This is a genomic window from Collinsella sp. LCP19S3_B11 (genome assembly GCF_052121915.1).
Classification (GTDB): domain Bacteria; phylum Actinomycetota; class Coriobacteriia; order Coriobacteriales; family Coriobacteriaceae; genus Collinsella.
The window spans coordinates 1-25000 of the sequence record NZ_JBQKDI010000005.1 but is presented as its reverse complement, the minus strand read 5'-3'; the positions used below and the strand labels follow the sequence as shown (position 1 = coordinate 25000).

The 25000-nt window shown below is 59.0% G+C and carries 22 protein-coding genes; 5 read left to right on the top strand and 17 right to left on the bottom strand.

All coding sequences use genetic code 11. The features are described 5' to 3' along the window. Positions 1 to 21 precede the first annotated feature (21 nt). Positions 22 to 261, top strand: coding sequence for a hypothetical protein (locus tag ACTQV4_RS04170; RefSeq protein ID WP_441054500.1), 240 nt, complete (start codon positions 22 to 24; stop codon positions 259 to 261). Here the strand turns inward: ACTQV4_RS04170 and ACTQV4_RS04165 are convergent. The 7 genes from ACTQV4_RS04165 to ACTQV4_RS04135 form a co-directional block, all read right to left on the bottom strand. After that, positions 258 to 908 (bottom strand): HAD family hydrolase, encoded by a 651-nt coding sequence (locus ACTQV4_RS04165; protein ID WP_427795280.1) that lies wholly within the window; start codon positions 906 to 908, stop codon positions 258 to 260. The two genes, ACTQV4_RS04170 and ACTQV4_RS04165, sit on opposite strands and share 4 nt — an antisense overlap. 244 nt (positions 909 to 1152) lie before the next feature. Next, on the bottom strand, positions 1153 to 1605 hold the full coding sequence (locus ACTQV4_RS04160; RefSeq protein WP_427795279.1) for a PTS sugar transporter subunit IIA: 453 nt from the start codon (positions 1603 to 1605) through the stop codon (positions 1153 to 1155). An 11-nt stretch (positions 1606 to 1616) separates the two neighbouring features. Further along, positions 1617 to 2555: a transketolase family protein gene (locus ACTQV4_RS04155; protein ID WP_427795278.1), complete on the bottom strand. Its 939-nt coding sequence runs from the start codon at positions 2553 to 2555 to the stop codon at positions 1617 to 1619. After that, positions 2555 to 3385: a transketolase gene (locus ACTQV4_RS04150; RefSeq protein ID WP_441563665.1), complete on the bottom strand. Its 831-nt coding sequence runs from the start codon at positions 3383 to 3385 to the stop codon at positions 2555 to 2557. Before ACTQV4_RS04150 ends, ACTQV4_RS04155 begins: the two co-directional genes overlap by 1 nt. 62 nt (positions 3386 to 3447) lie before the next feature. Next, positions 3448 to 4131, bottom strand: coding sequence for a fructose-6-phosphate aldolase (gene fsa / locus ACTQV4_RS04145; protein ID WP_117757862.1), 684 nt, complete (start codon positions 4129 to 4131; stop codon positions 3448 to 3450). Between the two features lie 218 nt (positions 4132 to 4349). Further along, complete coding sequence (locus ACTQV4_RS04140; protein ID WP_427719788.1) at positions 4350 to 5624, bottom strand: class II D-tagatose-bisphosphate aldolase non-catalytic subunit; 1275 nt, start codon at positions 5622 to 5624, stop codon at positions 4350 to 4352. Between the two features lie 144 nt (positions 5625 to 5768). Further along, on the bottom strand, positions 5769 to 7241 hold the full coding sequence (locus tag ACTQV4_RS04135) for a PTS fructose transporter subunit IIC (protein ID WP_441016594.1): 1473 nt from the start codon (positions 7239 to 7241) through the stop codon (positions 5769 to 5771). A gap of 411 nt (positions 7242 to 7652) precedes the next feature. Here ACTQV4_RS04135 and ACTQV4_RS04130 point away from each other — a divergent pair, with 411 nt between their 5' ends. Next, on the top strand, positions 7653 to 8663 hold the full coding sequence (locus ACTQV4_RS04130; RefSeq protein ID WP_441048885.1) for a LacI family DNA-binding transcriptional regulator: 1011 nt from the start codon (positions 7653 to 7655) through the stop codon (positions 8661 to 8663). Positions 8664 to 8782: 119 nt separating this feature from the next. Further along, on the top strand, positions 8783 to 9766 hold the full coding sequence (locus tag ACTQV4_RS04125; protein WP_295718219.1) for a DNA/RNA non-specific endonuclease: 984 nt from the start codon (positions 8783 to 8785) through the stop codon (positions 9764 to 9766). Positions 9767 to 9894: 128 nt separating this feature from the next. Here ACTQV4_RS04125 and ACTQV4_RS04120 read toward each other — a convergent pair whose 3' ends face one another. The 4 genes from ACTQV4_RS04120 to ACTQV4_RS04105 form a co-directional block, all read right to left on the bottom strand. Continuing rightward, complete coding sequence (locus ACTQV4_RS04120) at positions 9895 to 11970, bottom strand: elongation factor G (RefSeq protein WP_154517778.1); 2076 nt, start codon at positions 11968 to 11970, stop codon at positions 9895 to 9897. 297 nt (positions 11971 to 12267) lie between these two features. Next, positions 12268 to 13017: an amino acid ABC transporter ATP-binding protein gene (locus tag ACTQV4_RS04115; protein ID WP_195838601.1), complete on the bottom strand. Its 750-nt coding sequence runs from the start codon at positions 13015 to 13017 to the stop codon at positions 12268 to 12270. A 52-nt stretch (positions 13018 to 13069) separates the two neighbouring features. After that, entirely contained in the window at positions 13070 to 13723 is a 654-nt protein-coding gene (locus ACTQV4_RS04110) for an amino acid ABC transporter permease (protein ID WP_154517772.1), read from the bottom strand. Between the two features lie 138 nt (positions 13724 to 13861). After that, a complete protein-coding gene (locus tag ACTQV4_RS04105; protein WP_441546548.1) occupies positions 13862 to 14722 on the bottom strand; it encodes a transporter substrate-binding domain-containing protein in 861 nt (286 codons plus the stop codon). A gap of 338 nt (positions 14723 to 15060) precedes the next feature. Here ACTQV4_RS04105 and rlmD point away from each other — a divergent pair, with 338 nt between their 5' ends. Next, complete coding sequence (gene rlmD, locus ACTQV4_RS04100; protein ID WP_441546547.1) at positions 15061 to 16509, top strand: 23S rRNA (uracil(1939)-C(5))-methyltransferase RlmD; 1449 nt, start codon at positions 15061 to 15063, stop codon at positions 16507 to 16509. A gap of 63 nt (positions 16510 to 16572) precedes the next feature. Here rlmD and ACTQV4_RS04095 read toward each other — a convergent pair whose 3' ends face one another. From ACTQV4_RS04095 to tilS, 5 genes are all read right to left on the bottom strand, one after another. Further along, positions 16573 to 17394, bottom strand: a complete 822-nt coding sequence (locus ACTQV4_RS04095; protein WP_154517764.1) for a phosphatase — start codon at positions 17392 to 17394, stop codon at positions 16573 to 16575. A 165-nt stretch (positions 17395 to 17559) separates the two neighbouring features. Next, a complete protein-coding gene (locus tag ACTQV4_RS04090; RefSeq protein WP_441569376.1) occupies positions 17560 to 18744 on the bottom strand; it encodes a pyridoxal phosphate-dependent aminotransferase in 1185 nt (394 codons plus the stop codon). Positions 18745 to 18929: 185 nt separating this feature from the next. Then, positions 18930 to 21077 (bottom strand): ATP-dependent zinc metalloprotease FtsH, encoded by a 2148-nt coding sequence (ftsH, locus tag ACTQV4_RS04085; protein ID WP_441546545.1) that lies wholly within the window; start codon positions 21075 to 21077, stop codon positions 18930 to 18932. 1 nt (position 21078) lies between these two features. Next, entirely contained in the window at positions 21079 to 21627 is a 549-nt protein-coding gene (hpt, locus tag ACTQV4_RS04080) for a hypoxanthine phosphoribosyltransferase (protein WP_154517754.1), read from the bottom strand. Between the two features lie 148 nt (positions 21628 to 21775). Then, a complete protein-coding gene (tilS, locus tag ACTQV4_RS04075) occupies positions 21776 to 23314 on the bottom strand; it encodes a tRNA lysidine(34) synthetase TilS (protein ID WP_441546544.1) in 1539 nt (512 codons plus the stop codon). 48 nt (positions 23315 to 23362) lie between these two features. Between tilS and ACTQV4_RS04070 the strand changes: the two genes are divergently transcribed. Then, positions 23363 to 24172, top strand: a complete 810-nt coding sequence (locus ACTQV4_RS04070) for an MBL fold metallo-hydrolase (protein WP_441546543.1) — start codon at positions 23363 to 23365, stop codon at positions 24170 to 24172. 101 nt (positions 24173 to 24273) lie between these two features. Here the strand turns inward: ACTQV4_RS04070 and ACTQV4_RS04065 are convergent, their stop codons facing one another. Next, complete coding sequence (locus ACTQV4_RS04065; protein WP_427728790.1) at positions 24274 to 24705, bottom strand: Hsp20 family protein; 432 nt, start codon at positions 24703 to 24705, stop codon at positions 24274 to 24276. Positions 24706 to 25000: the final 295 nt, after the last annotated feature.

Genomic DNA, 25000 nt, shown 5'->3' with positions numbered 1-25000 from the left:
TTATCTTGGGAAACGCGAAGAGTGCCACGCCAAATCACCGTTACGGACAGGGAGGCATTCATGCAGCTCGCCCTGCGCATACTTGGCATCCACAAGGCCCTCGCCCTGTATCCCGATATCAAAATTGAGATCATTGACGCCGGAGAGCGGAATGCCGCAGCCGACGGCCACGGCATCGGCGCCCAGATCGCCGAGCGCGCCGGCACCCAGGCAAGCGGCCACTCCGAAGCCACCGTCATCGATCTCGGCGCATACCTTTAGCGCACGGCCTTGACCGCCGCCGTCAGGTCGAACAGCGTATCGAGCACGGCCTCGCAGCCATCCACCACATTCTGCGGCAGCGGCACAATGTCGGGGACGGCAAAGACATGGCAGCCGGCCGTGATGCCAGAGACGCAGCCGTTGCGCGAATCCTCGACCACGGCGCATTCCTCGGGGGCAAAGCCCGCGCGCTCGCAGGCAAGCAGATACATCTCGGGGTCGGGCTTGCCGTGCACGACGTCCTCGCCGCAGGTCACCGTCTCAAACTTGTCAAAAAGGCCGACCGTCTTAAGATTGCGCTCGGCCGCGACGCGGCGTGACGACGTCGCAAGGCCCACGTGATAGCCCGCAGCCAGCAGCTCGTCGAGGCACTCGGCGGCGCCGGCCTTAAGCTCCAGGTCGGTCTTGGCCATCTCGCTGTGTAGCTCAATGTTGCGGGCAAAAATCGCGTCGGCGGTTTCGCCCTTGCCGTAATGCGCCTCAAGGATGTCCTTAACATCGGCATTCGAACGGCCGATAAACTGATGGATTAACGCATCATCAATCGCGATCCCCAGCTCGGCCGCGCCCACCTTCCATGCCCTCATGTCCAAACGCTCGGTATCGATCAGCGTTCCATCCATGTCAAAAATAACAGCCTTGATCATATCGACCCCTTCATCGGCTTGCGTTACCGCAAATCTGCTGCGCGTTATAAGCTTGTATATAACGTATATATCATATTGTACTTTTATTACATAGACAGAAGCTTTATGACGCAGCCTGCCAAAAAGGGACAGGTTTATTTTGGCAGGTTTTATCTGGGGAAACGCAAACAGGGCCGCGACACCTCTATGGCGTCGCGGCCCTTTTCCTTGGAGAAGGATCGATTGGTTGAACGGGATGACCGTTCTAGTCTTCGAGTCCGCTATTGATGAGCTCCGCAATCTCAATGGGATCGCTGCTCGCGCGCACCTTGTCACGGAAGCCGGCGTCCATCAGCATCACGGCAGCCTTGGAGAGCAAGCGCAGGTGCGTGGTTCCAGCCTCGCCGGCAGGCACGTACAGTGCGAGCGCAACATCGACGGGCACCCCATCGAAGCTCGGCCATTCAACGGGCTCGGCCAGTTTAAGCACGGCAACGCCCGGCGTGTGAATCGCGTCGCTTTTGGCATGCGGAACGGCAAAACCGGCGACAAGGCCGGTCTCGGCCTCGTTCTCGCGAGCAATAAAGGCAGCCTCTACGGCAGATGCGTCATCGGCAAAACCGAGCTCGATGGCCTGCTCGGACAAATAATGCAGGGCGTCCTCGCGCGAGGCGGCGGTATACCCGATCGTCACTTGGTTGGCAGATACAAATCCCATGGAAACCTTCCTTACAACACAGACCTGACCGCAGCTTCGATACCGTCGGCGTCCAAACCGAACTCGTGCAGCAAATCGACCGCAGGGCCAGACTCGCCGTACACATCACGCACGCCGACGCGTCGCATCGGCACCGGATGCTGTTCCGCGAGCACCGAGGCCACGGCCTCGCCAAGACCGCCGATAATCGAGTGCTCCTCGGCAGTGACCACGCGACCAGTCTTCTTGGCGCTGGCAACTACCAGGCGCTCATCAAGCGGCTTGATCGTGTGCATGTTGATAACCTCGGCATCGATACCATCGACAGCGAGGGCCTCGGCAGCTTCAAGCGCCTCGGCAACCATGAGGCCACAAGCGATGATGGTCACATCGGACCCCTCGCGCACGACCACGCCGCGACCAATCTTGAACTCATAGTCCTCGCGGTCGTTGATGACCGGTGTTGCCAGGCGGCCGAAACGCATGTAGACCGGCCCCTCAAACTCATAGGCGGCGCGCACGCAAGCGCGAGCCTCGATGTCATCGGCGGGAACGATCACCGTCATACCCGGGATCGTGCGCATGAGCGCGATGTCCTCGCAGCACTGATGCGTGGCGCCGTCTTCACCGACCGAGATGCCCGCGTGCGTAGCGCCGATTTTGACGTTGAGGTGCGGATAGCCGATGGAATTACGCACTTGTTCGTACGCGCGGCCGGCGGCGAACATGGCAAAGGTGCTCGCAAAGGCGACGTGACCCGTGGTTGCAATGCCGGCGGCAAGCCCCATCAAGTTGCTCTCGGCAATGCCGGCGTCGTAGAAGCGCTCAGGGTGCGCGGCCTTAAACTTACCGGTCTGCGTTGCGGCGGCCAGGTCGGCATCGAGAACCACAAAGTCATCGTGCTCATTGCCCAGCTCGACAAGTGCCTCGCCATAGCTAACGCGCGTGGCGACTTTCTTGACGTCTGCCATTAGAGCTCCTCCCCTGCTGCTGCGAGCTCGGCCATGGCCTGCTCAAACTGTTCATCGTTGGGTGCCTTGCCGTGCCAGCCCACCTGGTTTTCCATAAAGGAAACGCCCTTGCCCTTCACCGTCTCGGCGATAATGGCCACAGGCGAGTCGCTCACTTTGCGGGCCTCGGCAAAGGCGGCGGCAATCTGCGCCATGTCGTTACCGTCGGCGAGCTCAATCACATGCCACTTAAAGGCACGGAACTTGTCGGCAAGCGGCATAGCCGAGTTAACTTCGTCGATACTGCCGTCAATTTGCAGGCCATTGTGATCGACGATAGCGACGAGGTTATCCAGGTCGTGGTTGCCGGCGAACATGGCCGCCTCCCATACCTGCCCCTCCTCGCACTCGCCGTCGCCCAACAGCGTGTAGACGCGATAGCTGTCACCCCAGTGCTTTGCGGCGAGCGCCATTCCAACCGCGGCGGAGATACCCTGACCGAGCGATCCGGTAGACATGTCGACGCCCGGCGTGTCGTTCATATTGGGATGGCCCTGCAGGCGGCTGCCGATATGACGGAGCGTCTCGAGCTCCTCCTTGGGAAAGAACCCGCGTTCGGCGAGCACGGCATAGAGTGCCGGAGCGCAATGGCCCTTGGAGAGCACAAAGCGGTCGCGGTCGGCGCGGCTCGGATTTGCCGGGTCGACATCCATTTCCTCAAAGTAGAGGTAGGTCATAATGTCGGCGGCGCCAAGCGACCCGCCCGGATGCCCCGACTTGGCGGCATGGACGCCCGCGACAATACCGCGGCGAACCTCATTGGCAATCTTGGCCAGTTCCTGATCGGTCATGGAGTTTCCTCTCTTGAGCACGCCGGCCCGGCATAACAAATGCTGGGCCGGCAGAACCATCGTTACTGTGCCTCGACGACCTTTTTCCAGTCGGCCTCGAACGAAGCAAGGCCCTGGTCGGTCAGCGGGTGATGCAGGCATTTCTTAAGAGCGGCCATGGGGACGGTCGCAATATCGGCACCGAGCAGCGCCGCCTGGGTCACGTGATTGGGCGTGCGGACGGATGCAGTGATGATCTCGACGGTGTCGTCGACGTTCTTACCGGTCCAGTCATAGTTCTTGATGCAGGTCACAACGTTGTCGAGCTGCGAGATACCGTCCTCGGCGATGTCATCGAAGCGTCCCACAAACGGGCTGATGTAGCGAGCGCCGGCGTTGGCGGCCATCAAGGCCTGGGTCGGCGAGAAGACGAGCGTCATGTTGACGCGCACGCCCGCATCGGCCAGCGCGCGGCAGGCGGCGAGGCCGGCCTCGCAGACGGGGAGCTTGACCACAATGTTGGGAGCCAGGGCGGCAAGACGCTTGCCCTCCTCGATCATGCCCTCGGCAGTAGTCGCGGTGGACTCGGCAGACACGGGCAGACCCTCGCAGAGCTCGGCAATCTTGAGCATATGGGGCTCAAAGTCGGCGAGCTTACCGCCGGTCTTGGCGTACAGGGACGGATTGGTGGTGACGCCGGCAAGGCAGCCCCAGCTCTTGGCCTCGGCGATCTCGTCAAGGTTGGCGGTATCGATAAAGAACTTCATGGTACAAACTCCTTCGAATGAATAGCTAGCAATCTAAGGACAACGGCTCAATCACTGGTCGACCCAACGTCAGCGAGCGGGCAGCTGCCGTGGCAAGGTGGTGCGAAAGAGGAGCGAAGCGTACTTTGGTACGCGAGCGACGGCTTGAGCGCCAGATTGCCCGGCAGATGCTCGCGCAGCGTCGACCGGTCCGGCGTTTGTCAAAACGCCGGAACTACTTAGTCCTCGAGAGCCTTCTCGATGCGGCTCGTGACGCCCTTGAGGTTAAGACCGACGACGTACTGCTTAATCGGGCGCTTGATGTGCTCGATCACAAAGCGCTTGCCGTCGATGTCCTGGGCAGCGAGGTTGCGATAGAGCTTCTCGACCTGCTCCTTGACCTCGGGATCGTTGAACGCGTAGTGGCCGGAGACATCCAGAATCTTCAGGCTGAGCTCGTCGTCGGCCAGAATGTCGTCAACCTGCAGGTTGACATCATCGCCGGTCATCCACTTGCGCCAGCGCTCGGTCTTGATAGCCTTGACCAGCAGCGTGTGATACAGGTCGGAGGGATCGTCACACAGGCCGTTGTCGACCAGAATCTGCTCGGTAGCGCAGAGCTTGAGGTAGGCGCGGGTCTCCTCGGTGCCGTACTGAGGGGCGACATTGGAAGCCGTCACGTGAGCCGGAATGTGCTCGAGCAGCGTCGCGTCGTCCAGGTAGTCGGCGTTGTGCTCCTTCAGGCCCACGCCGTAGCGCTTTGCCATGTCGGCGAGCTCGCGGGCGTTCTTAAAGTTGTAATGGCCAACCTGCTCGGTCCAACGGGTGAGCGTACCGGTCTGGCCGACGATAAAGGTGGGCATGGGGCAGCCGCGCTTCTCGAGCTCGGGCTGCAGCTGAGAAATGAACTCCTCGTACTTATCGGTAGAGGTCAAGCCGCCATTGGTCTCCTCGGTACCGACCTCATAGGCGACCTCGGGCAGGTTATGCTCGCGACGGTACTGCTCAAGGTAGTCGATAAGATCGATCGTGCGGCGAAGCACCACGTCGAGCGGAATAACCTTGCCGATCTGATAGGGGTCCTTGGTGGGGTCGACCATCAGCAGGTCAAAGCCTGCCTCCATGTCGGCGACGAAGGACTTGCGGGCGAGCTCCATGGCCTCGTCCTCGGGCAGGTGGGCGTTACGCTCCTCGTCGCGCTGCCACGGACCGCCGTGATCGCGGCACAGGTAGTACGGGCCGGTGTAACCCACCTCGTCGGCAACCTTCTTGATGTCGGCGGCAAAGCGCTTCTGGTCCCAACCGTTGACGTAGCCGGCGCCCATCTCGTCCATATCGACCTGGTTGCGGCTGGCGATAAACATGGGCGGGAAATCCTCGTCCTTGGCAAGCTCGAACACGGCCTGAATCAGGTTGGGGCTCATGGGGCCAATGCCGACCATGGTTGCGTGATCGCCGCTATCCTGCAGCTTGAGCATGCCCTGAACGGCCTGGCGGATGGTGAGGTTGGACATTTTGTTCTCCTTCTCCAGAGGATTTTTGACAAAAGTTCCCTGGGACCCAGATGCGGGCCCTATCAGTACGGATGGATTTTGTTGTGTAGGGGCGGTTGTGCGGAGTCAAATCCATCCCTCCGCACAACCGGAGTCCTTAAAGGGTTACTTGGCCTGCTTATCGAGCGTGGGCTTCATGGCAATCAGGATTGCAGCGGCGACCACGGAGCCAATCACGATGTCCAGGCAGAACAGCGCGACGTTGTTGGTGGCAAGGGCGACGATAAAGCCACCGTGCGGGACGTAGCAGTCGATACCCTGGAAGGCGGCAAGCGCCGCACCCACGGCAGAACCGATGCAGATGCCGGGAAGGGTGTGACCGAGATCCTTGACCGCGAAGGGGATAGCGCCCTCGGTAATACCGATGCAGCCCATAAACAGTGCGGAAATACCCATCTGACGGTCAGCGTCATCGAACTTGTTCTTGGCGATGAGCGCAGCGAGGCCGCAAGCAATCGGGGGAATGGCGACAGCGACGCGGAACATACCGTTGGGGCCGTAGATGCCGGAGGCCATGATGGCCATGGTAAAGGTCGAAGCGGTCTTGTTGACGGGACCACCCATATCGAAGGCGGTCATAACGCCAATGACCAGGCCCAGGACGACGGCGGAGCCGCCCTGCAGGCTACCGAGCACGCTGGTGAGCCAATCCATCACAAAGCCAAGCGGCGTGGCCAGGATGTAGATGTAGGCCATGCCCAGGACGAGCGAGGTCAGAATCGGGATGATCAGGATCGGCATGATGGTCTGGATGGTGTTGTTGACCTTCCAGGTCTTCATCCAGCGGACAAAGTAACCACAGATGACAGCCATAATCATGGCGCCCAAGAAGCCGGTCGAAACGCTGTTGCCACTCGGGGTGACGACGGCGTTGTTGACCAAGTAGCCCAGGACAAAACCGGGGGCAAGCGCGGGCTTGCCGGCCATCGAGTAAGCGATGTATGCCGCAAGCACCGGAATCATCATAGAGATGCCGGCCATACCGATGGTGTTAAGGCTCACCATCAACGGGTTGGTGACCTCCATGCCGTTAGCACCGGCGGTACCGGATGCCAACGAGAAGGCGAGGAACACGCCACCGATAACGACAATGGGGATAAAATAGGAAACGCCGGTATTGAATGCATTGAGCAGCGTCTTGCCAGGATCGGCAAAGATAGACTGCTTGGACGCCGGTGTCGGGGCCTGCGGGGCAGCGGAGACGGCCTTCTTCTCTGCCTTGGCCTCGGCCTTGGGCGCGTCAACGGCGCCACCCGTCGCCTTGATAATCTCAACAGCCTGGTCGATGATCTTGACCGGATCGGCGATCACATCGGAAGTACCGACCTTGAGGAACTTGCCCTCGGCCATCTTCTGCTCAAAACGGTCCTCGTTCTCGACACCCACGTCGACGGACTCCAGGACCAGGTCGGCGGAGTCCACGTCTTCCTGCGTGAGCTCATTCTCGATACCCAGGCCACCCTGAGCCTCGACCTTGCACTCGATGCCACGGGCGGCGCATTCATCCTGAATCGCCTTCTGGGCCATATACGTGTGGGCGATACCCACGGTACAGGCGGCAACGCCTACGATCTTCATTGCTTCCCTCTTTTCATAGAGTTGCGTGCGCAAGACACCGTTTGCGGAGGCCTCCGGAGCATCCCCTGCCGTTTGGACTTGCTGTCTTTTCGACAAGACCAATATAGGTGCTCATTTTTCTTAATACCAGCTTATTTCGGTAAACGCGCAGGTCAGAGCGTTGGTTATGCAATTTAGTTATGCGTTTAACCAAAAATGAATCCTGCGTTTTTGATCTCTTTTTTAAAAGTCAAGAAGTATTTAGATTTCTCGGTAGACGGCAGGCTTGCATAACCGCCACGAATTTCGGACCCCACGGATACGGTATTGTTGCATACTCATAAAAGGGCGAAAGGACAGGCAGAATCGTGTGCCCGCAACCCGAACGTGAACCACCGCGCCAAACAACGCAATTTGTCGGAAGGAGTCGCTGTGACCAAACAGCGCGTTACGATCGCAGACGTCGCCCGCGAGGCGGGAACTTCAACAGCCAGCGTCTCGTATTACCTCAACGACAAACGAGACAAGCTCAGCGACAAAACGCAGGCAAAGATCGCGCGCGTTATAAAGGAGCTGGGATACGTCCCCAACGCCCAGGCGCAAACACTCACCGGCAAACAGACCCGCGTCATCGCCATCATCATCTTGGATAACACCAACAAATGGGCGGGCCTCGTCCTCAACGGCATGGAGCAGGTCATGCTCCCCGCGGGCTACCAGACGGTTGTTTGCACGAGCAACTTTAACCCCGAGACCGAGCTCATGTATGTCGACAAAATGCTCTCGCTGGGCGTCGATGGCTTTATCATCCAGCCCACGGCAAACTTCAAAGCCGTGCACGACCGCATTAGACGCGCCGGCAAGCCGGTCGTCTTTTTCGATGCGGCCATCTATAGCCCAGGTACCAGCTGGATCAAGACCAACCTTTACGACGGTGTGTACAACGCCACGCAGGTACTCCTCGACGCCGGTTACGAAGATTTCTTTTCCATTGCCGCCAACATGACCGAAATGCGCACCCGCATGGAGCGTTTTCAGGGGTATGCCGAGGCGCTGGCAGCGAACGGACAGCTCTACAAAGCGATTTCCATCGACCACAACAAGCCGTCGGTCAGTGAGCTTACCGAGTACTTTAAATACAAGCTCAACCCCGCCAAGCGAACCCTTATCTTCGTGCAAAATCAGTGGGCACTTCCCCGTGTCTACAAGGCCCTCCAGCCCATGGCCCATCTGCTTCCGCAGCAAATCGGCCTTTTGGGACTCAACTGCGAAGACTGGACCAACCTCACCACGCCGACCGTCTCCACCATCATCGAGCCCGTCGACCAGGAAGGCAGAGAGGCGGCCGAGATGCTCCTCGCGCTACTCGATGGCAGCAGCACGCCCGGTGAGCAGCGTATTCTCGAATGCAAACTCAATTGGCTCGGTTCTACCTCGATCTAGACCGCGGGACAAATGAATCCGTAGCGTTTGTCCCAAATCTTAAGTATTTGTTCGATAGAACGGCCCTCGGCGGCTCCTGCTAGACTGGTAGACTCCCAACCGTCCGTCCAGGAGTCACCATGTCGCGCAAGTCCGCCTACAAGCAAGCACTTTCTATCGGCACCGCTGTGGTGCTGGGGTTTGCGCTGTTTACGGGATCGCTCGACGGGGCGCCCAGACTGCTCTCGCCGCAAAGTGATGAACAGGCGGCGGCTCTGGCCGAGAAGCAAGACGAGAGTCCCAGCCGCACCGACGACGAGGCAGACCTGGTTGCCCGACTCGAATCGGGAACGGCAAACTCCACAAACTCCCAAAACAGCCCGAACTCTGGCGACAAGCCACATTCCGCCGCACCCGACACCGGTGATGACGCTTCCGCGGACAGCGCCGCCACCCCCATCGACGAGGTCGAAAACCCCAATCTCGACCGCGCCCGCGGCGTATACCTCAGCAGCATTCCTGACTACGCGGGCAACCCCTATGTTGCCCTGCGAGCCGACAGCACGCACCCGTTGGGCACACCATCATTCACGCTCGATGAATACGAGCACGCCGCCGAAGAGGGCTGCTTTAAGAAGTTCTCCAAGCTCGACAGCCTGGGCCGCACCCGCAAAGCGCTCGCTTGCGTGGGCCCCGAATCGCTCGGTCAAGGCGAGCGCGGCGATATCTCGCGTATCCATCCCGCCGGATGGCGCCAGCAGCGCTACGACTTTATTCCGGGCCAGAGCCTCTACAATCGCTGTCACCTCATCGCCTGGTCGCTCTGCGGCGAAAACGCCAACCGCAAGAATCTCCTCACCGGCACGCGTTATCTCAACGAAACGGGCATGCTGCCATTTGAGGAGCAGATTCTCGGCTACATCCGCGAGACGGGCAACCATGTGCTCTACCGTGTCACGCCCATGTACAACGAAGAGGAACTCGTCTGCCGTGGCGTGCGTCTTGAGGCGCAATCGGTCGAGGACCACGGCAAGACCCTGTGCTTCCACGTGTACTGCTACAACCTGCAGCCGCATGTGCAGATCGACTACGCTACCGGCCGCAATCAGGCCTCGGGAGACTAGGGCCGGCCAAGCTGCCCCAAAACCTAAATGAACCGTTTTCCTCCATCCCCCAGGGATCAAAAAGGGCCGCCCTGGATTGCCCAGAGCGGCCCTTGCATCGGCATGTATGTTACAGGCAACGCCCAACGCTACTTGGCACGGCCCTCCTCATAGCGCTCGACCAGCTTGGCCTGAACGTCATAAGGCACCTGCTCATAGCCCGCAGGCTTCATGGTAAAGTCGCCCGTGCCGCGCGTGATGGAGCGCAGACGCGTCGAGTAATCCGTCAGCTCGGCGAGAGGCGCCTGAGCGATGACCACGGTGTCTCCGCGCTCATCGGTCTCCATACCCGTCACGCGACCGCGCGAGGCCGAGATGTCGCCCATCACGGCGCCGGCGTAGCTCTCGGGAATAGTCACCGTGATTTCCTCGATGGGCTCCAGCACCACCGGGTCGGCGTCGGCGCATGCCTTGCGCAGGCCGATGCGAGCCGCCGCGCGGAACGCCATCTCGTTGGAGTCGACGCTGTGATACGAGCCGTCGTACACAGCCACGCGAATGCCCGTAAGCGGGTAGCCGGCAATGATGCCGTCCTTCATGGTCTCCTGAACGCCCTTGTCCACGGCAGGGATCAGCGAGCGCGGAATGCGGCCGCCTACGACCTCGTCCACAAACTCATAGCCGTCGCTCGTACCGTCGGGCCCAATGAGCGGCTCTACGCGCAGCCAGCAGTCACCATACTGGCCGGCGCCGCCGGTCTGCTTCTTGTGGCGGCCCTGGGCAGTTGCCGTGCGGCGAATGGTCTCGCGATACGGGATGCGAATCGGCACGCTCTTGGCCGCGACCTTGGTACGGTCCTCAAGACGATTGAGCAGGACCGAAACCTGCGCCTCGCCCACCGCCGAAATGATGGTCTGGCCGGTCTCCTCGTCGCGGTCGATGCTCATGGTCGGATCGGCCTTGCATGCCTTCTCGATAAACGTGTAGAGCTTCTCTTCGTCGCCGCGATTCTCGGCCTCGATGGCGATGCGGTACTGCGAGTTGGGGAACTTAAACGCCGCAGCCTCGACCTTGCCGGTAATCGAGAGCGTATCGCCCGTCTCGGCCGCCAGCTTGGGTGCCACGATGATATCGCCGGCATAGGCGTGACCGACCTCGGTCATGTCGCGGCCGCACATCACATACAGGTGAGCCAGACGATCGCTCTTGCGGGTGCGCGCGTTGATCAGCTCAAGGCCCGGCTCAAGCGTACCCGTCAGCACCTTGATGAAGCTGATGCGACCCTGCTGAGGATCGGCCAGGGTCTTAAACACAAACGCCACCGGGCGGTCATCATCGCTCGAAATCTTGAGCGAATCACCGTCGATGAGCGGCATCTCACCGTAGTCCGTCGGCGCCGGGAAGTACGTGGCGATGTCGTCCATCAGCGAGTTGACGCCCTGCTCCTTGATGCAATCGCCCGCAAAGACCGGCACAAAGATGCGCTCGGCGATCGCCTTCGACAGCAGGCCTTCAAGCTCCTCCTGCGTCAGCGTCTCCTCGCCTTCCAAGTACTTCATCATCAGTTCGTCGTCAGCCTCGGACACCAGCTCGCACAGATGGTCATGGGCCTCCTCGGCCTGGGCACGATACTCCTCGGGAATCTCCGACTCAACGGCTTCGGCGCCGTTGCAATGGCGCGCCTTCATGCGCACCAGGTCGATGATGCCGTCAAAGTCCTCGCCCTCGCCCCAGGGAAGGGTCACGGCGCCCAGGCGCGTGCCAAAGCGCTCCTGCAGCAGGTCCATCGTGGTCGCAAAGCTGGCCTCGGAGCGCGACAGGCGGTTTACGAACACCGCACGCGCCAGACGCAGGTCCTCGGCGGCATACCAGAGCTTAACCGTCGTAGGCTGCGGGCCGGCCTCGGCGTCGACCACAAACAGAGCCGTCTCGCAGACGCTCATCGCGGCAAAGGCGTCGCCGATAAAATCGGGGTAGCACGGGGCATCGAGCACATTGATGCGCGCACCCTTCCAGTCGATCGGCGCAATGGTCGTCGAGATGGAAAACGCACGCTTGACCTCTTCTGGGTCATAGTCGAGCGTGGGCTTGGTGCCGTCGTGGCCGCCCAGGCGGGCGGTCTTGCCGGAAAGGTGGAGCATGGCCTCGGCGAGTGAAGTCTTGCCCACCCCACCTTGGCCTACGAGCACCACGTTCCTTACGTTACCGGTCTTGGGAGCACCCATGATGACCTCCTTGCAGGGCCGCGCGCAATGCGCGACGCCAACGGGGAGAGTTCGCGGTCGATGCCGTCCCGGGAGCAGCATGGTCGGCAGCCGATCCGGCTCACCCTCCAAATGTCCTATGCCACCACCCTACCCTCGCGGGAGACTGTCCATGCACACCTTTCGGCGCACGTATAAATACGGGCGGCGAGAGGAGGGGGCAAACGCCTGAGGCGGTTATTAAGTCCCATCGGCGCAAATAAAAACCGCCGCAGGCCATAAGACCTGCAGCGGTTTCGCCTCAATGTCTGCTTGAGCCTATCCCTCGATACGGCTCAGGAACTCGCGTGTGCGCCGTTCGCGCGGATGACCGATAACCTGCTCGGCAGGACCCTCCTCTACAATGCGACCGCCGTCCATAAAGACCACGCGATCGGCAACATCGCGCGCAAACTGCATCGCATGGGTCACGATCACCATCGTCATATTCTGCGCGGCAAGGTCTTTAATGACACGCAGCACCTCGGCCGTTAGCTCGGGATCGAGTGCCGAGGTCGGCTCATCGAAGAACAAGATCTCTGGATCGAGCGCCAAGGCGCGCGCAATACTCACACGTTGCTGCTGACCGCCCGAAAGCTCGCATGGCACCTTGTTCTCGTTGCCCGTAAGCCCCATCTGCGCGATCAACTCACGCGCACGTGCTTCGACCTGCTCGCGCGGGCGCTTGAGCACGCGGATCGGAGCGTCGGTAATGTTTTTCATCACGGTATAGTGCGGGAACAAATTGTAGTTCTGAAACACCAGGCCAAAGCGCGAGCGCGCCTGCTTGGGCACATCGCCTTTCGCATACACCGTGCCCGATCCCGCATCCGTCGCAACGGCTAGATCACCAAACGAAAGCGAGCCGCCGTCAAGCGTCTCGAGCAGCGTGGCGCAGCGCAACAGCGTTGACTTACCGCCGCCCGAAGGTCCGATAATCGCCACGACCTCGCCGCGCTTTACCTCGAGCGAGATATCCTTGAGCACCTCATTGCCACCAAACGCCTTGCGCGCGCTCGTTATATTCATTACCGTTCCGGACACGGGAACCTCCATGTGTTGAAAAGCACGACGGAACAGGCTAGTCGTGGTAGTAGTCAAGTCGCTTTTCGGCGGCGCCCAGCAGCATCTCGACCACAAAGTTAAAGACCCAGTAGATCAGTGCCGCAATCGCAAACGGCACCATGCTCACTTGAGAGGCAACCAGTGCCTTGGCCGTCGAGAACATCTCCCCCACGCCAATGGCAAATGCCAGCGACGTGTCCTTGACCAGCGTGATGATCTCGTTGCCCATCGCCGGCAAAATGCGCTTGGCGACCTGCGGCATCACAATGTACAAAAACGTCTGCAGGCGTGAATAGCCCAGCACCTCGGCGGCCTCATATTGACCACGCGGGATAGACTGCAAACCCGAGCGATAGATCTCGGCAAAGTAGCCGGCATAGTTGATGATGAATGCCACGACGCACGCTGTCCACTTGGAATCGGGCGTGAGCGAAATACCAAAGACATAATACGGAGCAAAGTAGATGGCAAACATCTGCAGCATGAGCGGCGTACCGCGCATGACCGAAATGTAGATGCGCGCAATCCAACGCAGCGGCGCGATTCTGCTCATACGCATAAACGCCACGGGAATTCCCAAGGGAATCGAGCCCAACAGCGTGAGCACAAACAACTGCAAACTGACCAAGAAACCCTGGCCAAGCATCTGCATCATGACCTGAATAGACAACCCAAGCTCTCTTTCACAGCAACAGAACAGCAGGTGTTAATTGAAATAGGCACAGTGCCCAAGATTGCGAGCGACAAGCCCGACGAAGCGTACTTTGGTACGCGAGGAGGGTTGGAGCCGCAAGGTTGGGTGCTGTGGCTATTTCAAAACCCAGTTGTCGAAGGATAGACCATAGCTCGCATACTTGTCGCACAGGTCCTTGACTGTACCGTCCTCATAGAGCGCCTTAAGCGACTCGGTCACGGCGTCGGCCGACTTGGTATCACCCTTCTTAAAGCCAACGGCGTAGTGCTCGCTGGACAGCGGCTTGTCAAGTTGCGTATAGGCATCGGGCTTGGCGGCAAGCTGATACTGGGCGATCGAAAGGTCGCAAGCCACCGCATCGACCGCGCCGCTCTCGAGCTGCATAAAAGCCGTGTTGTACTCGCCGATGGTATCGAGCGTGGCAAACGTCGCCGCCAGATCCTTCTGGTCACCCTCTAGCACATCCTGTGCGGCAGAATCGGTCTGGGTAATCACGGTCTTGCCGGCAAGGTCGTCCCAATTCTTGATGCCCGCATCCTTCTTGACCACCAGCACCTGCTCATTGAGCATGTACGGCTCAGAGAACGTGTAGTCGTCCTCGCGGCCCTCCATGGTAAAGCCGTTCCAGATGCAGTTGATGGCGCCCGAGTTGAGCAGCGTATCCTTGGCGTCCCAGTCGATGGCCTCGTACTTGACCTCCCAGCCCTGCTTATCGGCAACTGCCTTGGCCAAATCGAGATCAAAGCCGGTGTACTCGCCATCGTCGCCCACAAAGCCATACGGAGGATAGGACTTGTCAAAGCCCACCACGAGCTTCTTAGACTCCACAGCGCCCTTGGCGTCCTTTGCCGCGGCAGAGCCGGCAGTGGAACCCTTGTCGGCACCACCGCCGCAGCCGACAAGACCAAGGCCAAGCACCGTGGCGAGCGAGCCGGCTAGACCAACAAACTGACGACGAGACATATCGGTATTCATGGTATTCCCCCTTGATGGCACTTTAGCTAAGTAAAGTGAGTCATGTAACGTTCAGAATCATACACTTTAGCGTGATAGAGCACAAGGCGAGTTTGCCCGCCGCGTGAGGGGTGTGGGGGTTAAGTTTCCTGCTCTACAGTCCTGCTCACGACGGAGAGCACATTAAGTGCTCTCCTGTTCGTGCGGAACTCGCGATAAACTTAACCCCCACACCCCTCACGCGGCGGGCAACCGTCGTTGGGCTTATCACTGACACCATTAAACCGCTTGCATATCGTCTGCTTGCTTGGCACGGTACAATACTTGCAGCTTTAATTCATGAATTAGTGGAGTTATTGATGGCAGAATCTCGTGCGGAGCGTAAGGCTCGTCGTGCTTTGATCGAGGCGGCTGAGGGGTCGGAAGAGAAAAAATCTTCTAAGAAATCCAAGTCGTCTCAGGACACGAAGGGTAAGTCGGCCAAGGGCAAGGCTAAGACCAAGCGTCCCAGCCCTCGTCGGAGCGAGGGTAAGGCACCTCAAGCTCGTTCCAAGCGCTCGCATAATGAGTCGTCCCGGTCCGCTCATAAGGCCGTTGATCCCAAGTCGCCTTGTTCCATCATGAAAGCTTGCGGTGGATGCACGGCGCTCAACAGGCCTTATAAGAAGCAGCTGGCGACCAAGCAGGCTGCTATGGATGAACTTTTTGCTGCTCTTTGCGAGCGTGAGGGCATAACCGTCGACCCCATTCGCGGTATGGACGTTACCCTGGGCGACCCGGGCAAATATCCTGCGCCGCGTGGTTTTCGCCATAAGGCCGCCACTCCCTTTGCCCCCGGCAAAGGGGGCGCTGTCCGCTGCGGCTTTTTTGAGCGCGGCACGCACAGAATCGTCGCTGTTCCCGAATGCCCCGTCGAGGCACCGGGAGCCCGTCAGATTCTTAACGGCATTGCGCGTGAGGCCGAGCGCCTGCACATTCCCGCCTTTAACGAGGACAAGCATCTGGGCCTGCTTCGCTATGCCGTCGTTCGCTGCGGCTGGCGCACCGACCAGATCATGATCACCCTCGTTACCGCCCAGCGCGACCTGCCGCATGCGCAGGAATTCTTTGAGGCCATCGCCGCACTCGATCCGCGTATCGTCACCGTCGCCCAAAACATCAACGGACGCCCTGGCAACGCCATCCTGGGTGAGGAAACCCACATCGTGTATGGCGCTGAATGCATGCGCGACCAGCTACTCGGCTGCGAGTTTGATATCTCCCCCACCGCGTTCTACCAGACCAACCCGCAGCAGACCGAGCTGCTCTACCAGCTCGCTATCGACGGTATGGATCTGCACCAGGGCGATGTTCTCATGGATGCCTACTGCGGCAGCGGCACCATCGGTCTTTGCGCAGCTAAAGAAGCTCAGAACAAGGGCATCGGCATCATGTTACTTGGCGTAGAGCGCAACCCGGCGGGCATTGCCGACGCACGCCGCAACGCCGAGCTCAACGGTCTTACCCGCAGCGCCTGGTTTATGGCCGACGATGCCACCGACTACATCCTAGATGCCGCCGACAACAACGAGCGCATCGACGTCCTTTCCATCGATCCGCCGCGTGCCGGCTCTACCCTCGAGTTCCTCGAAGCCGCCTGCGCGCTTAGACCTCGCCGCATCACCTATATCAGCTGCAATCCCGTGACCCAAGAGCGTGACCTGCACCAGCTCCTCGACGGTGGCTATCGCCTGCTCAAGATCACGCCCGTCGACATGTTCCCCCATACCGACCACACCGAAACTGTAGCGGTCCTCGAGCGCCGCTAATCCACCGGCACAAGAAGGGGGCGACCCGTCTGGGCCGCCCCCTTACTTGGTTTATGCACTCCGCTACATCCTCTTGCGCAGGTCACACACGCCGGCTGCCGCCATCTCGCGCAGTAGCGTCTCGCGGTCGCGCGTCACGATCAAATCCAGCGGAAAGTGAATCTCGTCGAGCATCTTGCGCGCTTGGTCGAGCTTACCAATTGCCATACCAATGTGCGCATCGGTCGAGACGCCAATTCCCACGCCCAGCTCGGCGCACCGCTCGGCAATCTTGCGGCACACGTCCCAATGCTCGGCATCCGCGCCATGCTCAAGACTGTGATTGTTGATCTCGATGATCTTGTGCTTAGCCTTAGCAGCAAGCAACACCTCGTCGATATCGAACGGCACGCCCGATCGACCCGTATGCCCCAGCATAAACACCTTGGGATGCTCCAGAGCATTGATATACATCTCGGTCGTCTGGGCCAGCGTCGCGCCTTCAGCGAACTGCGGATTATGCACGCTTGCAACCAAATAATCCAAATTACGCGTAACCCGATCGAACAGCGAATGCTGACGGCTGTACGAATCGCCGGCAATATCGAGCGTGACAGGAGTGTCCTCGCCAAACAGACTTCCGTCCAGCGAAACGATATCGGCCTCGGCGCCACGCAGCACCAACACGCCACTCCAAATGCGCGGCCATATATCCTGGTTGATAAAGAACTGGTAACTGCGCAGGTCATTGGGGCAAGCCGTAACCATAGAGCTCAGATGGTCGGCAGATCCAAGCACCTGCAGGCCACGCTCTGCCGCCCAGTACACATTCTCCTCAATGGTCGAATATGCATGCGCAGAGAACATCGTATGGGTATGAATGTCACAGGAAAGCAGGTAGGGCATCAGGTCTCCTTATCCGGTATGGCCGTCGCGTATATTCATTGTACGCATAGCCTTCGATAGTCGTAAAACCGCTCCATCCCAAAGACACAACGTCCATGACAACGGGGTCCGGTTTAACACCAAACCCCGTTTCACGTAAAACATTGTAGGCAGAGCGCTCTGCTTTTAACGATACTCGTCCGCCAACTGTTTCCAAGCGGGTAGCGAATTGATAATCGTTTCGTAACTCACGCAATAACCCAAGCGGAACCAACCCGGCATGCCAAAGCTATCCGAAGGCACCGCGAGCAACTCGTACTTCTTTGCACGCTCGCAAAAAGCGTTTGCGTCGGGCTCGAGCGCCTTCACCCACAGATAGAAAGCGCCGTCCGGTTCAACGTAGGTGTAGCCGTACTCCGCCAATGCGTCGGTGAGCGCCGTTCGGTTGCGAGCATAGGCTTCGACATCACTCGGCTCATCGATGCAATCGATAATCACGCGCTGGAAGAGCGCCGGTGCGCACACAAAACCCAGTGTACGGGCGGCACCGGCGACGGCCGGCATAAGGCGAGCAGCCTGAGGATTGGTGTTGGGAACCAAAATCCAACCCACACGCTCACCCGGCAGCGACAGCGACTTGGAATACGAATAGCACACGACGGTGTTCTCGTAGATTGAGGGTACCCAGGGCACCTCGGCACCGTACACAATCTCGCGGTACGGCTCATCCGAGATGAGCATAATCGGATTCTCGGGATCACGCTTGGCATTGACCTCGCGCAGAACATTGGCCAGTCGCGTCAGCGTGTCGCGCGTATATACGGCACCGGTCGGGTTGTTGGGCGAGTCGATAATGACGGCCGCCGTCTTATCAGTAATCGCCTTGAGCACGTTGCCCACGCTCAGCTGGAACGTGCCTTCATCGGCGGGTGCCTCGACACACGTACAGCCGGCCTTCTCAATCCACACGCGATACTCCGGAAAGTACGGGGCGATAACAATGATCTCGTCACCGGGATTGGTAACAGCGTTGAGCGTGCAGGTGAGCGAAGCCGCCGCACCCACGGTCATAAAGACATCTTTACCCTCATAGCTCGTGCCAAAACGACGGTTGAGCGACTCGGCCACAGCGACACGACATTGCGGCAGGCCTGGTGCGGGCGTGTATCCGTGCAGTTGGTCGCTCGGCAGCTCCAAGGCCTTTTTGATGGACTCCGCCACGGCAGCGGGCGCCGGAACACTCGGGTTGCCCAGCGAAAAATCGAATACGTTCTCCGCACCGATCTGTGCCTTGCGTTCAAGTCCATAGCTAAAGATCTCGCGGATGATAGAGCTTTCCGCGCCGCGAGCAAACATGGTTTCGTTGATCATCTGTTCCCCTTTCGCATAGGCGGTATTGTACGCTTTAGTCAAGCAAAGTACCGCAGCAATGTTAATTGGGGACAGACTTAAATGCGTGAAAACGCTCATTTAAGTCTGTCCCCAATCAACAGATGGCCCCATATCGCTCAAAAAAGCCTCCGCAGGTTTCCCCGCGGAGGCTCTCACGACAAAGATTACTCGTCAGCCTCGGTGTCGCCATCGGCCTTTTTTGTGTCAGCAGCCTCGACATCGTCAGCGCTATCGGATGCGACTTCGGCATCCTCCTGCATGGCCGCCTGCGCAAAAGCTGCGGCATCAGCCGCCAGCTCCTCCTCGCTCATACGAGGCGCGCGCTTTTTGGTCGGCACGCCGGCCGCCTTGGCATTGCGCTCCTCCTTGGCTGCCAGAATGTCGTCCTCGCGCTCAAGGTAGGCATCCCAGTCGTTGTCGAGCAGGGCGTTCACGGCGTCGCCTTCGACGGTCTCGCGCTCAAGCAGCACCTTCGCCATCAGATCGAGCTGATCGCGACGGGCATCCAAAATCTCAACAGCACGGCGATGGGCCTCACGCATGATGCGCTGAACCTCGATATCGATGCGGCGCGCCGTCTCCTCGGAGTAATCCTGGTGATCGGCATAATCGCGACCAAGGAACACCTGATGCTGTGCCTCGCCAAACACCTGCGTGCCCAGCTCCTCGCTCATGCCCAAACGCGTAACCATCTCGCGCGCCATCTTGGTCGCGCGCTCCAGATCGTTGCTCGCGCCCGATGTAATGTCATCGCACATGAGCTCCTCGGCAACGCGACCGCCCAAGAACACGGCAAGCTCGTCGAGCATCTCGTTCTTGGTCTTGAGGAAGTGATCCTCCTGCGGAAGCTGCAGCGTATAGCCCAGAGCCTGACCGCGGCTGACAATCGAAATCTTGTGAACCGGATCGGAGTGCTCCAGGATGTGACCCACCAGAGCATGACCGCTCTCGTGGTAGGCAATCGTGGTGCGCTCGGCTTCGGTCATCACGCGCCCCTTGCGCTGCGGTCCTGCAATCACGCGCTCCATCGATTCTTCGACCTCGTCCATCGAGATCACGGAGCGATGACGGCGAGCGGCAAGCAGTGCGGACTCGTTGAGCAGGTTTGCCAGATCGGCACCGGTAAAGCCAACGGTCATCTGGGCGAGCTTCTCAAACTTAACGTCCTCATCCATTGGCTTGTTCTCGGCATGCACGCGCAAGATCTGCTCGCGCCCCTTCACATCCGGGCGGTCGACCGTAACCTGGCGGTCAAAACGACCGGGGCGCAGCAATGCCGGATCCAGAATATCGGGGCGGTTGGTCGCGGCGATCAGGATGACCGATTCGCTTTCCTCAAAACCGTCCATTTCGACCAGCAGCTGGTTGAGCGTCTGCTCGCGCTCGTCGTGACCGCCGCCCAGGCCGGCTCCGCGCTGACGTCCCACGGCATCAATCTCGTCAATGAAGATGATCGACGGAGCCTGAGACTTGGCCTCCTTAAAGAGGTCGCGCACGCGGCTGGCGCCGACGCCCACGAACATCTCGACAAAGTCAGAGCCCGAGATGCTAAAGAACGGGACACCGGCCTCTCCGGCAACGGCCTTGGCCAGTAACGTCTTACCGGTACCCGGAGGGCCCACCAGCAAAACGCCGCGCGGGATCTTGGCACCCAGCTTGCGATAACGGTCCGGATCGCTCAAGAAATCGCGAATCTCTTCGAGCTCCTCAACAGCCTCGTCCACGCCGGCAACGTCTTCGAACTTGACCTTGGGACGTGTAGCCTCGTTGGTCTTGGCGTTGGTCTTGCCAAACTGCATGTTCCTATTATTGGCGCCCATCATCTGGCGCATAAAGTAGAACATGATGGCGATCAGGGCAATCGTCGGCAGTACGCTCATCGCCAAGTCGCCCCAAAAATCGGGGTCGTTGGTGTTGACGATGTACTTAGTGTCGGGATGCTCCGCCATGAGCTCGGCAAGCGAATCGGAGCCGACATAGGTCGAGGAAAAGCTCTTGAGCTCACTCGTGTCGCCCTTGTCCTTTTTCGCCTTCCAGTAATGACCCGTCACGCTTCCGTCCTGAACCGTATAGGTCAGATCTTCGACGCGATCCTGCTTGATGGCGCTCACCATCTCGCTCGTCGCGAGCTTAACGGTATTGCTGGAGCTGGCAAAGCCGGAGCCCATATTAAAGAAGGCATAGCCCAGAAGTGCGCAAGCCAAAAGAAAATACAGCCAGCCCGTACGTGTGGGTTTCTTGCCTCCGGGCATCCCCGGAATCTTAGGGTCCCGGGGTGTCTGGGAATTGTAGTCGTTACGGTCGTCGGGCATCTTACGAATAAACCTCCGGTTTCAAAATGCCCAGATACGGAAGGTTACGATAGCGCTCGGCATAGTCGAGGCCGTAGCCCACCACAAAGGCATCGGGGCAATGGGTTCCAACATACTTGGGCGTAATGGCCGAGATGCGATCCTCAACGTCCTTCCACAGGAAGGCGGCGACCTCCAGAGAAGCGGGCTTGCGGCTCTCAAGGTTCTTCATCAGATACTTGAGCGTCAGGCCCGAGTCCAGAATGTCTTCAACGATCAGCACGTCACGACCGCGGATATCGATATCAAGGTCTTTGATGATACGCACGATGCCCGAGGACTTCACACCGTCGCCATAGCTCGAAACGGCCATGAAATCGATATTGGTCGGCAGCTCGATCTTGCGCATCAGGTCGCCCATAAAGACCACGGCGCCGCGCAAGACCGCAATCAGCACCAAATCCTTACCCGCGTAGTCGCGCGTAATCTCCTCGCCCAGGCGAGAGACGATACCGTCGATATCCTCCTGCGTAAACAGAACCTTCTCGATATCCGGATGTTGAGAAGCCATGACAACCCTTTCTTGTGCTTAATCGCCCACACACCGCCGTATGGACGCGAACTACACATTCTAGCAGCGCACGGGGTATATTTTCCAGCCCGTGCACCATCAGCGCGGGAATACCGTCAACGCCGCACAGAAAAACTGGTGCGAGGGGCTAATCCGCGTCAACCACGCGAAGCAGATAGGCCACACGCGTCGCCGCCGTGCACTTAAAGCGTTCGTCCGCGCGAACTCCGGCGACCCACACCACGACACCCCCCGGTGCCGTCCTTACCATGGGCACGCCGGTGCGCTCGGAAACGGGAATACGAGCCTCGCACAACAAGTCGGATACCTTCTTGCTTCGGCCACTCATGCCTAACGGGCACATCACGTCTCCCGGTGCGGGACCGTCCACCCACAGGCGCGCCAATCGCCCCTCGGCAGGAACCTCGCCGCGCGAGCCAGCCAAGATCCGCTCGCTATCGCTGTTGGCAAAACCCAGGGCAGCCGCGTCCACCAAAGCTGTCACTTCCCCAGCAGCCGCAAACTCACGGGCGCGGCGCACGATATCGCATCCCGGCTCAACGGCTATCGCTTCTGTGACCAGCATACGTCCCCCGCCCAACGACATACGGCCGGGTATGGTAATCCAGTCCGCAACCAAGCCCTCACGAGCCGCCGGCGCCTTAAACGCCAGCATGCCAAACTCGACACGTGCGTCAATCCCCGCCGGAAGCGTAACCGAACCCGCACCCTCGGCAACACAGGAGAGGACTCGCTCCACATGGCGCATCTCTGGGCGAGCGTCCGGATCGATGCGTTTAATCGCCAGTCGCACGATGCGCCGCGCGATTACCACCTCGGCCGCAGCAAGGCGTCTGGCATCGAGCACCAGCGCGGCCGCTGCCTCTTTGCGCAGGCAGCTTCGAAACGCCTGTGCCGACAACTGGGATAGAAACGCATCCTCATCACCCAAGATCTCACAGGCGGCACCAATCGTCTTGCACACGCTCGCATTACGCTGCGCCAGCACTGGCATTACCCGGTGGCGAACGTAGTTTCGCAGATACGAGATATCTTCGTTGGTCTCGTCCTCGCGCCACGGCTGACCATGCACCTGCAGATAGCCCACAAGCTCGCCATGAGTTAGGTCGAGCAAGGGGCGTACCACAATATTCCTTCGGCGGGGAATGCTCGAGAGCCCAGCAGGGCCCGACCCCTTAATGGCGTTCATCAAAAATGTTTCCGCGCGGTCTGAAGAGGTATGGGCAGTACAGATGCGCGCCGCCGTTCTCGGCGCCCCCATCTTGGCACAAAGCTCGCGAACATACCTTCGCGCCGCGGCATAACGCACCTCGCGCGCAGCCGCCTCGATATTGCCCGACTCCCCATCAAAATAGGCGTGCTCCACACACAGCGGCAAGCCATATTGTGCGCAGAGCTCGCGCACAAAGGCCTCGTCGCCGTCGGACGCCTTGCCTCGCAGGTGATGGTTTACATGAAGCACATGTAGGCGCTCGCGAGCAATGGGGGCAACGCCGCGTCCATCTTGGATATCCAGCTTTGATGTGCACGCCATAAGAAGCAGTGCCGTCGAGTCCGCACCGCCTGATACCATGAGCACCACAGGAGCAGCCTGCTGCCTCGTCCGGGTCTCATCGACTGCCCCGGGTACGGCATGGTGTCCGTAATGCTGTGATACCGTTGGCATTCGCTTCCTCCTCTATTCGTCAGCACTCATTGTATCCTTTGGAATCTTATGTCTCGCCTGCACCTTCATATCCTCGGCAGCGGCTCTAAAGGCAACTGCGCACTCATCGAGGGCCCGCAGGGGCTCATTATGGTCGATGACGGACTGTCCCGCCGCGAAACGCTCAAACGCATGGCTGAGCTCGGCCTTTCGGCAGACGACGTGTCCGCCCTTGTTGTCACCCATGAGCACAGCGACCACATTAAGGGGCTTGAGGTGTGGTGTAAACATTGGAACGGACCGGTCTTTTCCAGCAGAGGCACGCTCGCATCAAAGGAAAGCCTCGCACATCTGTCTGTTGAGGAATTCGACCCAGGTGACGCCCTCTCTATTGCCGGGGTCCACATTCAAACGTATTCGACATCGCACGACGTCGTCAATCCTGTCGGCTACCGTTTTGATACCCAGGGTGATTCGGTTGGCTTTGCCACCGACACCGGCGAGTTGTCTAAGCATGCCATCGATACGCTCAGGGACTGTCGCATTCTTGCGCTCGAAAGCAACCACGATGTAGCCATGCTGAGTCAAGGAGACTATCCTCGCTTTCTTCAGGAACGCATCCTGTCTGCAAAAGGGCATCTCTCCAACGATCAGGCCGCCGATGCCGCACGCGCGCTGGTAACCGATCGCACCGAGCAGCTTATCGCGATGCACATTAGCCAAGACAACAATCGCCCAAGCCTTACCGTCAAAAGCTACGCAAGCTCACTTGGGGCGACACTCGACAACGAGCTTGGTAGCACCGCCACTCGCATTGAGGGGCCACATAAACTCACAATACGTCCCGCTGGGCAATATCGGCCCATGACCATTCAGTAGGCCTTCTCAAATATTCAGTAGGCTGTCTCAAATAGAAAAGGGGGCCGGGAATCGCTTCCCAGCCCCCTTAGCTCAGGCACCGATGTTAATGGCCGATAACGTTAGTCGATGAAAATCTTCGTAACGTTCTTCTTTTCGACAATCTTAGGAACCGTAACGGTAAGGATGCCGTCAGCATACTTTGCAGAAAGTCCCTCGCTCGAAGCATCCTTCAGGTACACACCGCGCGTCGCGCTGTAAGAGCAAAACTCCTTCTGCAGGTAGTTCTTGTCCTTGTTCTCTTCGCTCTCCTCAACATTCACGCTAATGGAAAGACGACCCTCATTGAGCTCAACGTCGATGTCGTCCTTCGCGACGCCGGTCAAATAAGCCTTGACCTCGTAACCGTCGCCCTTGTCCTCAACATCAACGGGAAACGCCTTGGAGGCGATCGAGTTGTTTGCCAGATCGGTCATATCATCAAACAGATCGAACAACGAGCTAGCAGAGGGACGAACACCAAAAACCGAACGATAAGGAACCATGCTTGCCATGACTACCACTCCTTTAAGGGACTGCCGAGCCATCTTCTAGGTGGCAGGGACTTCTTTTGACGCTTTAATATATGCCCATCCATTTCTTATATATACATTTTGATATAAAGTTTTTTAAGTCTCTATCTATAAGCATATCTAAGTCTATGTGACTAAGGTTTAATGAGGTCAAGCTTCTTTGAACGGTTGATTTCCGATCTCAGCCGAACACATTGAGCTGATGGCACGCTCCCGCAGTCAACCGAACGCCCCCGAGGTCCTATCCGGGACCCGGGGGCGGCATTTTCCCAGTTGA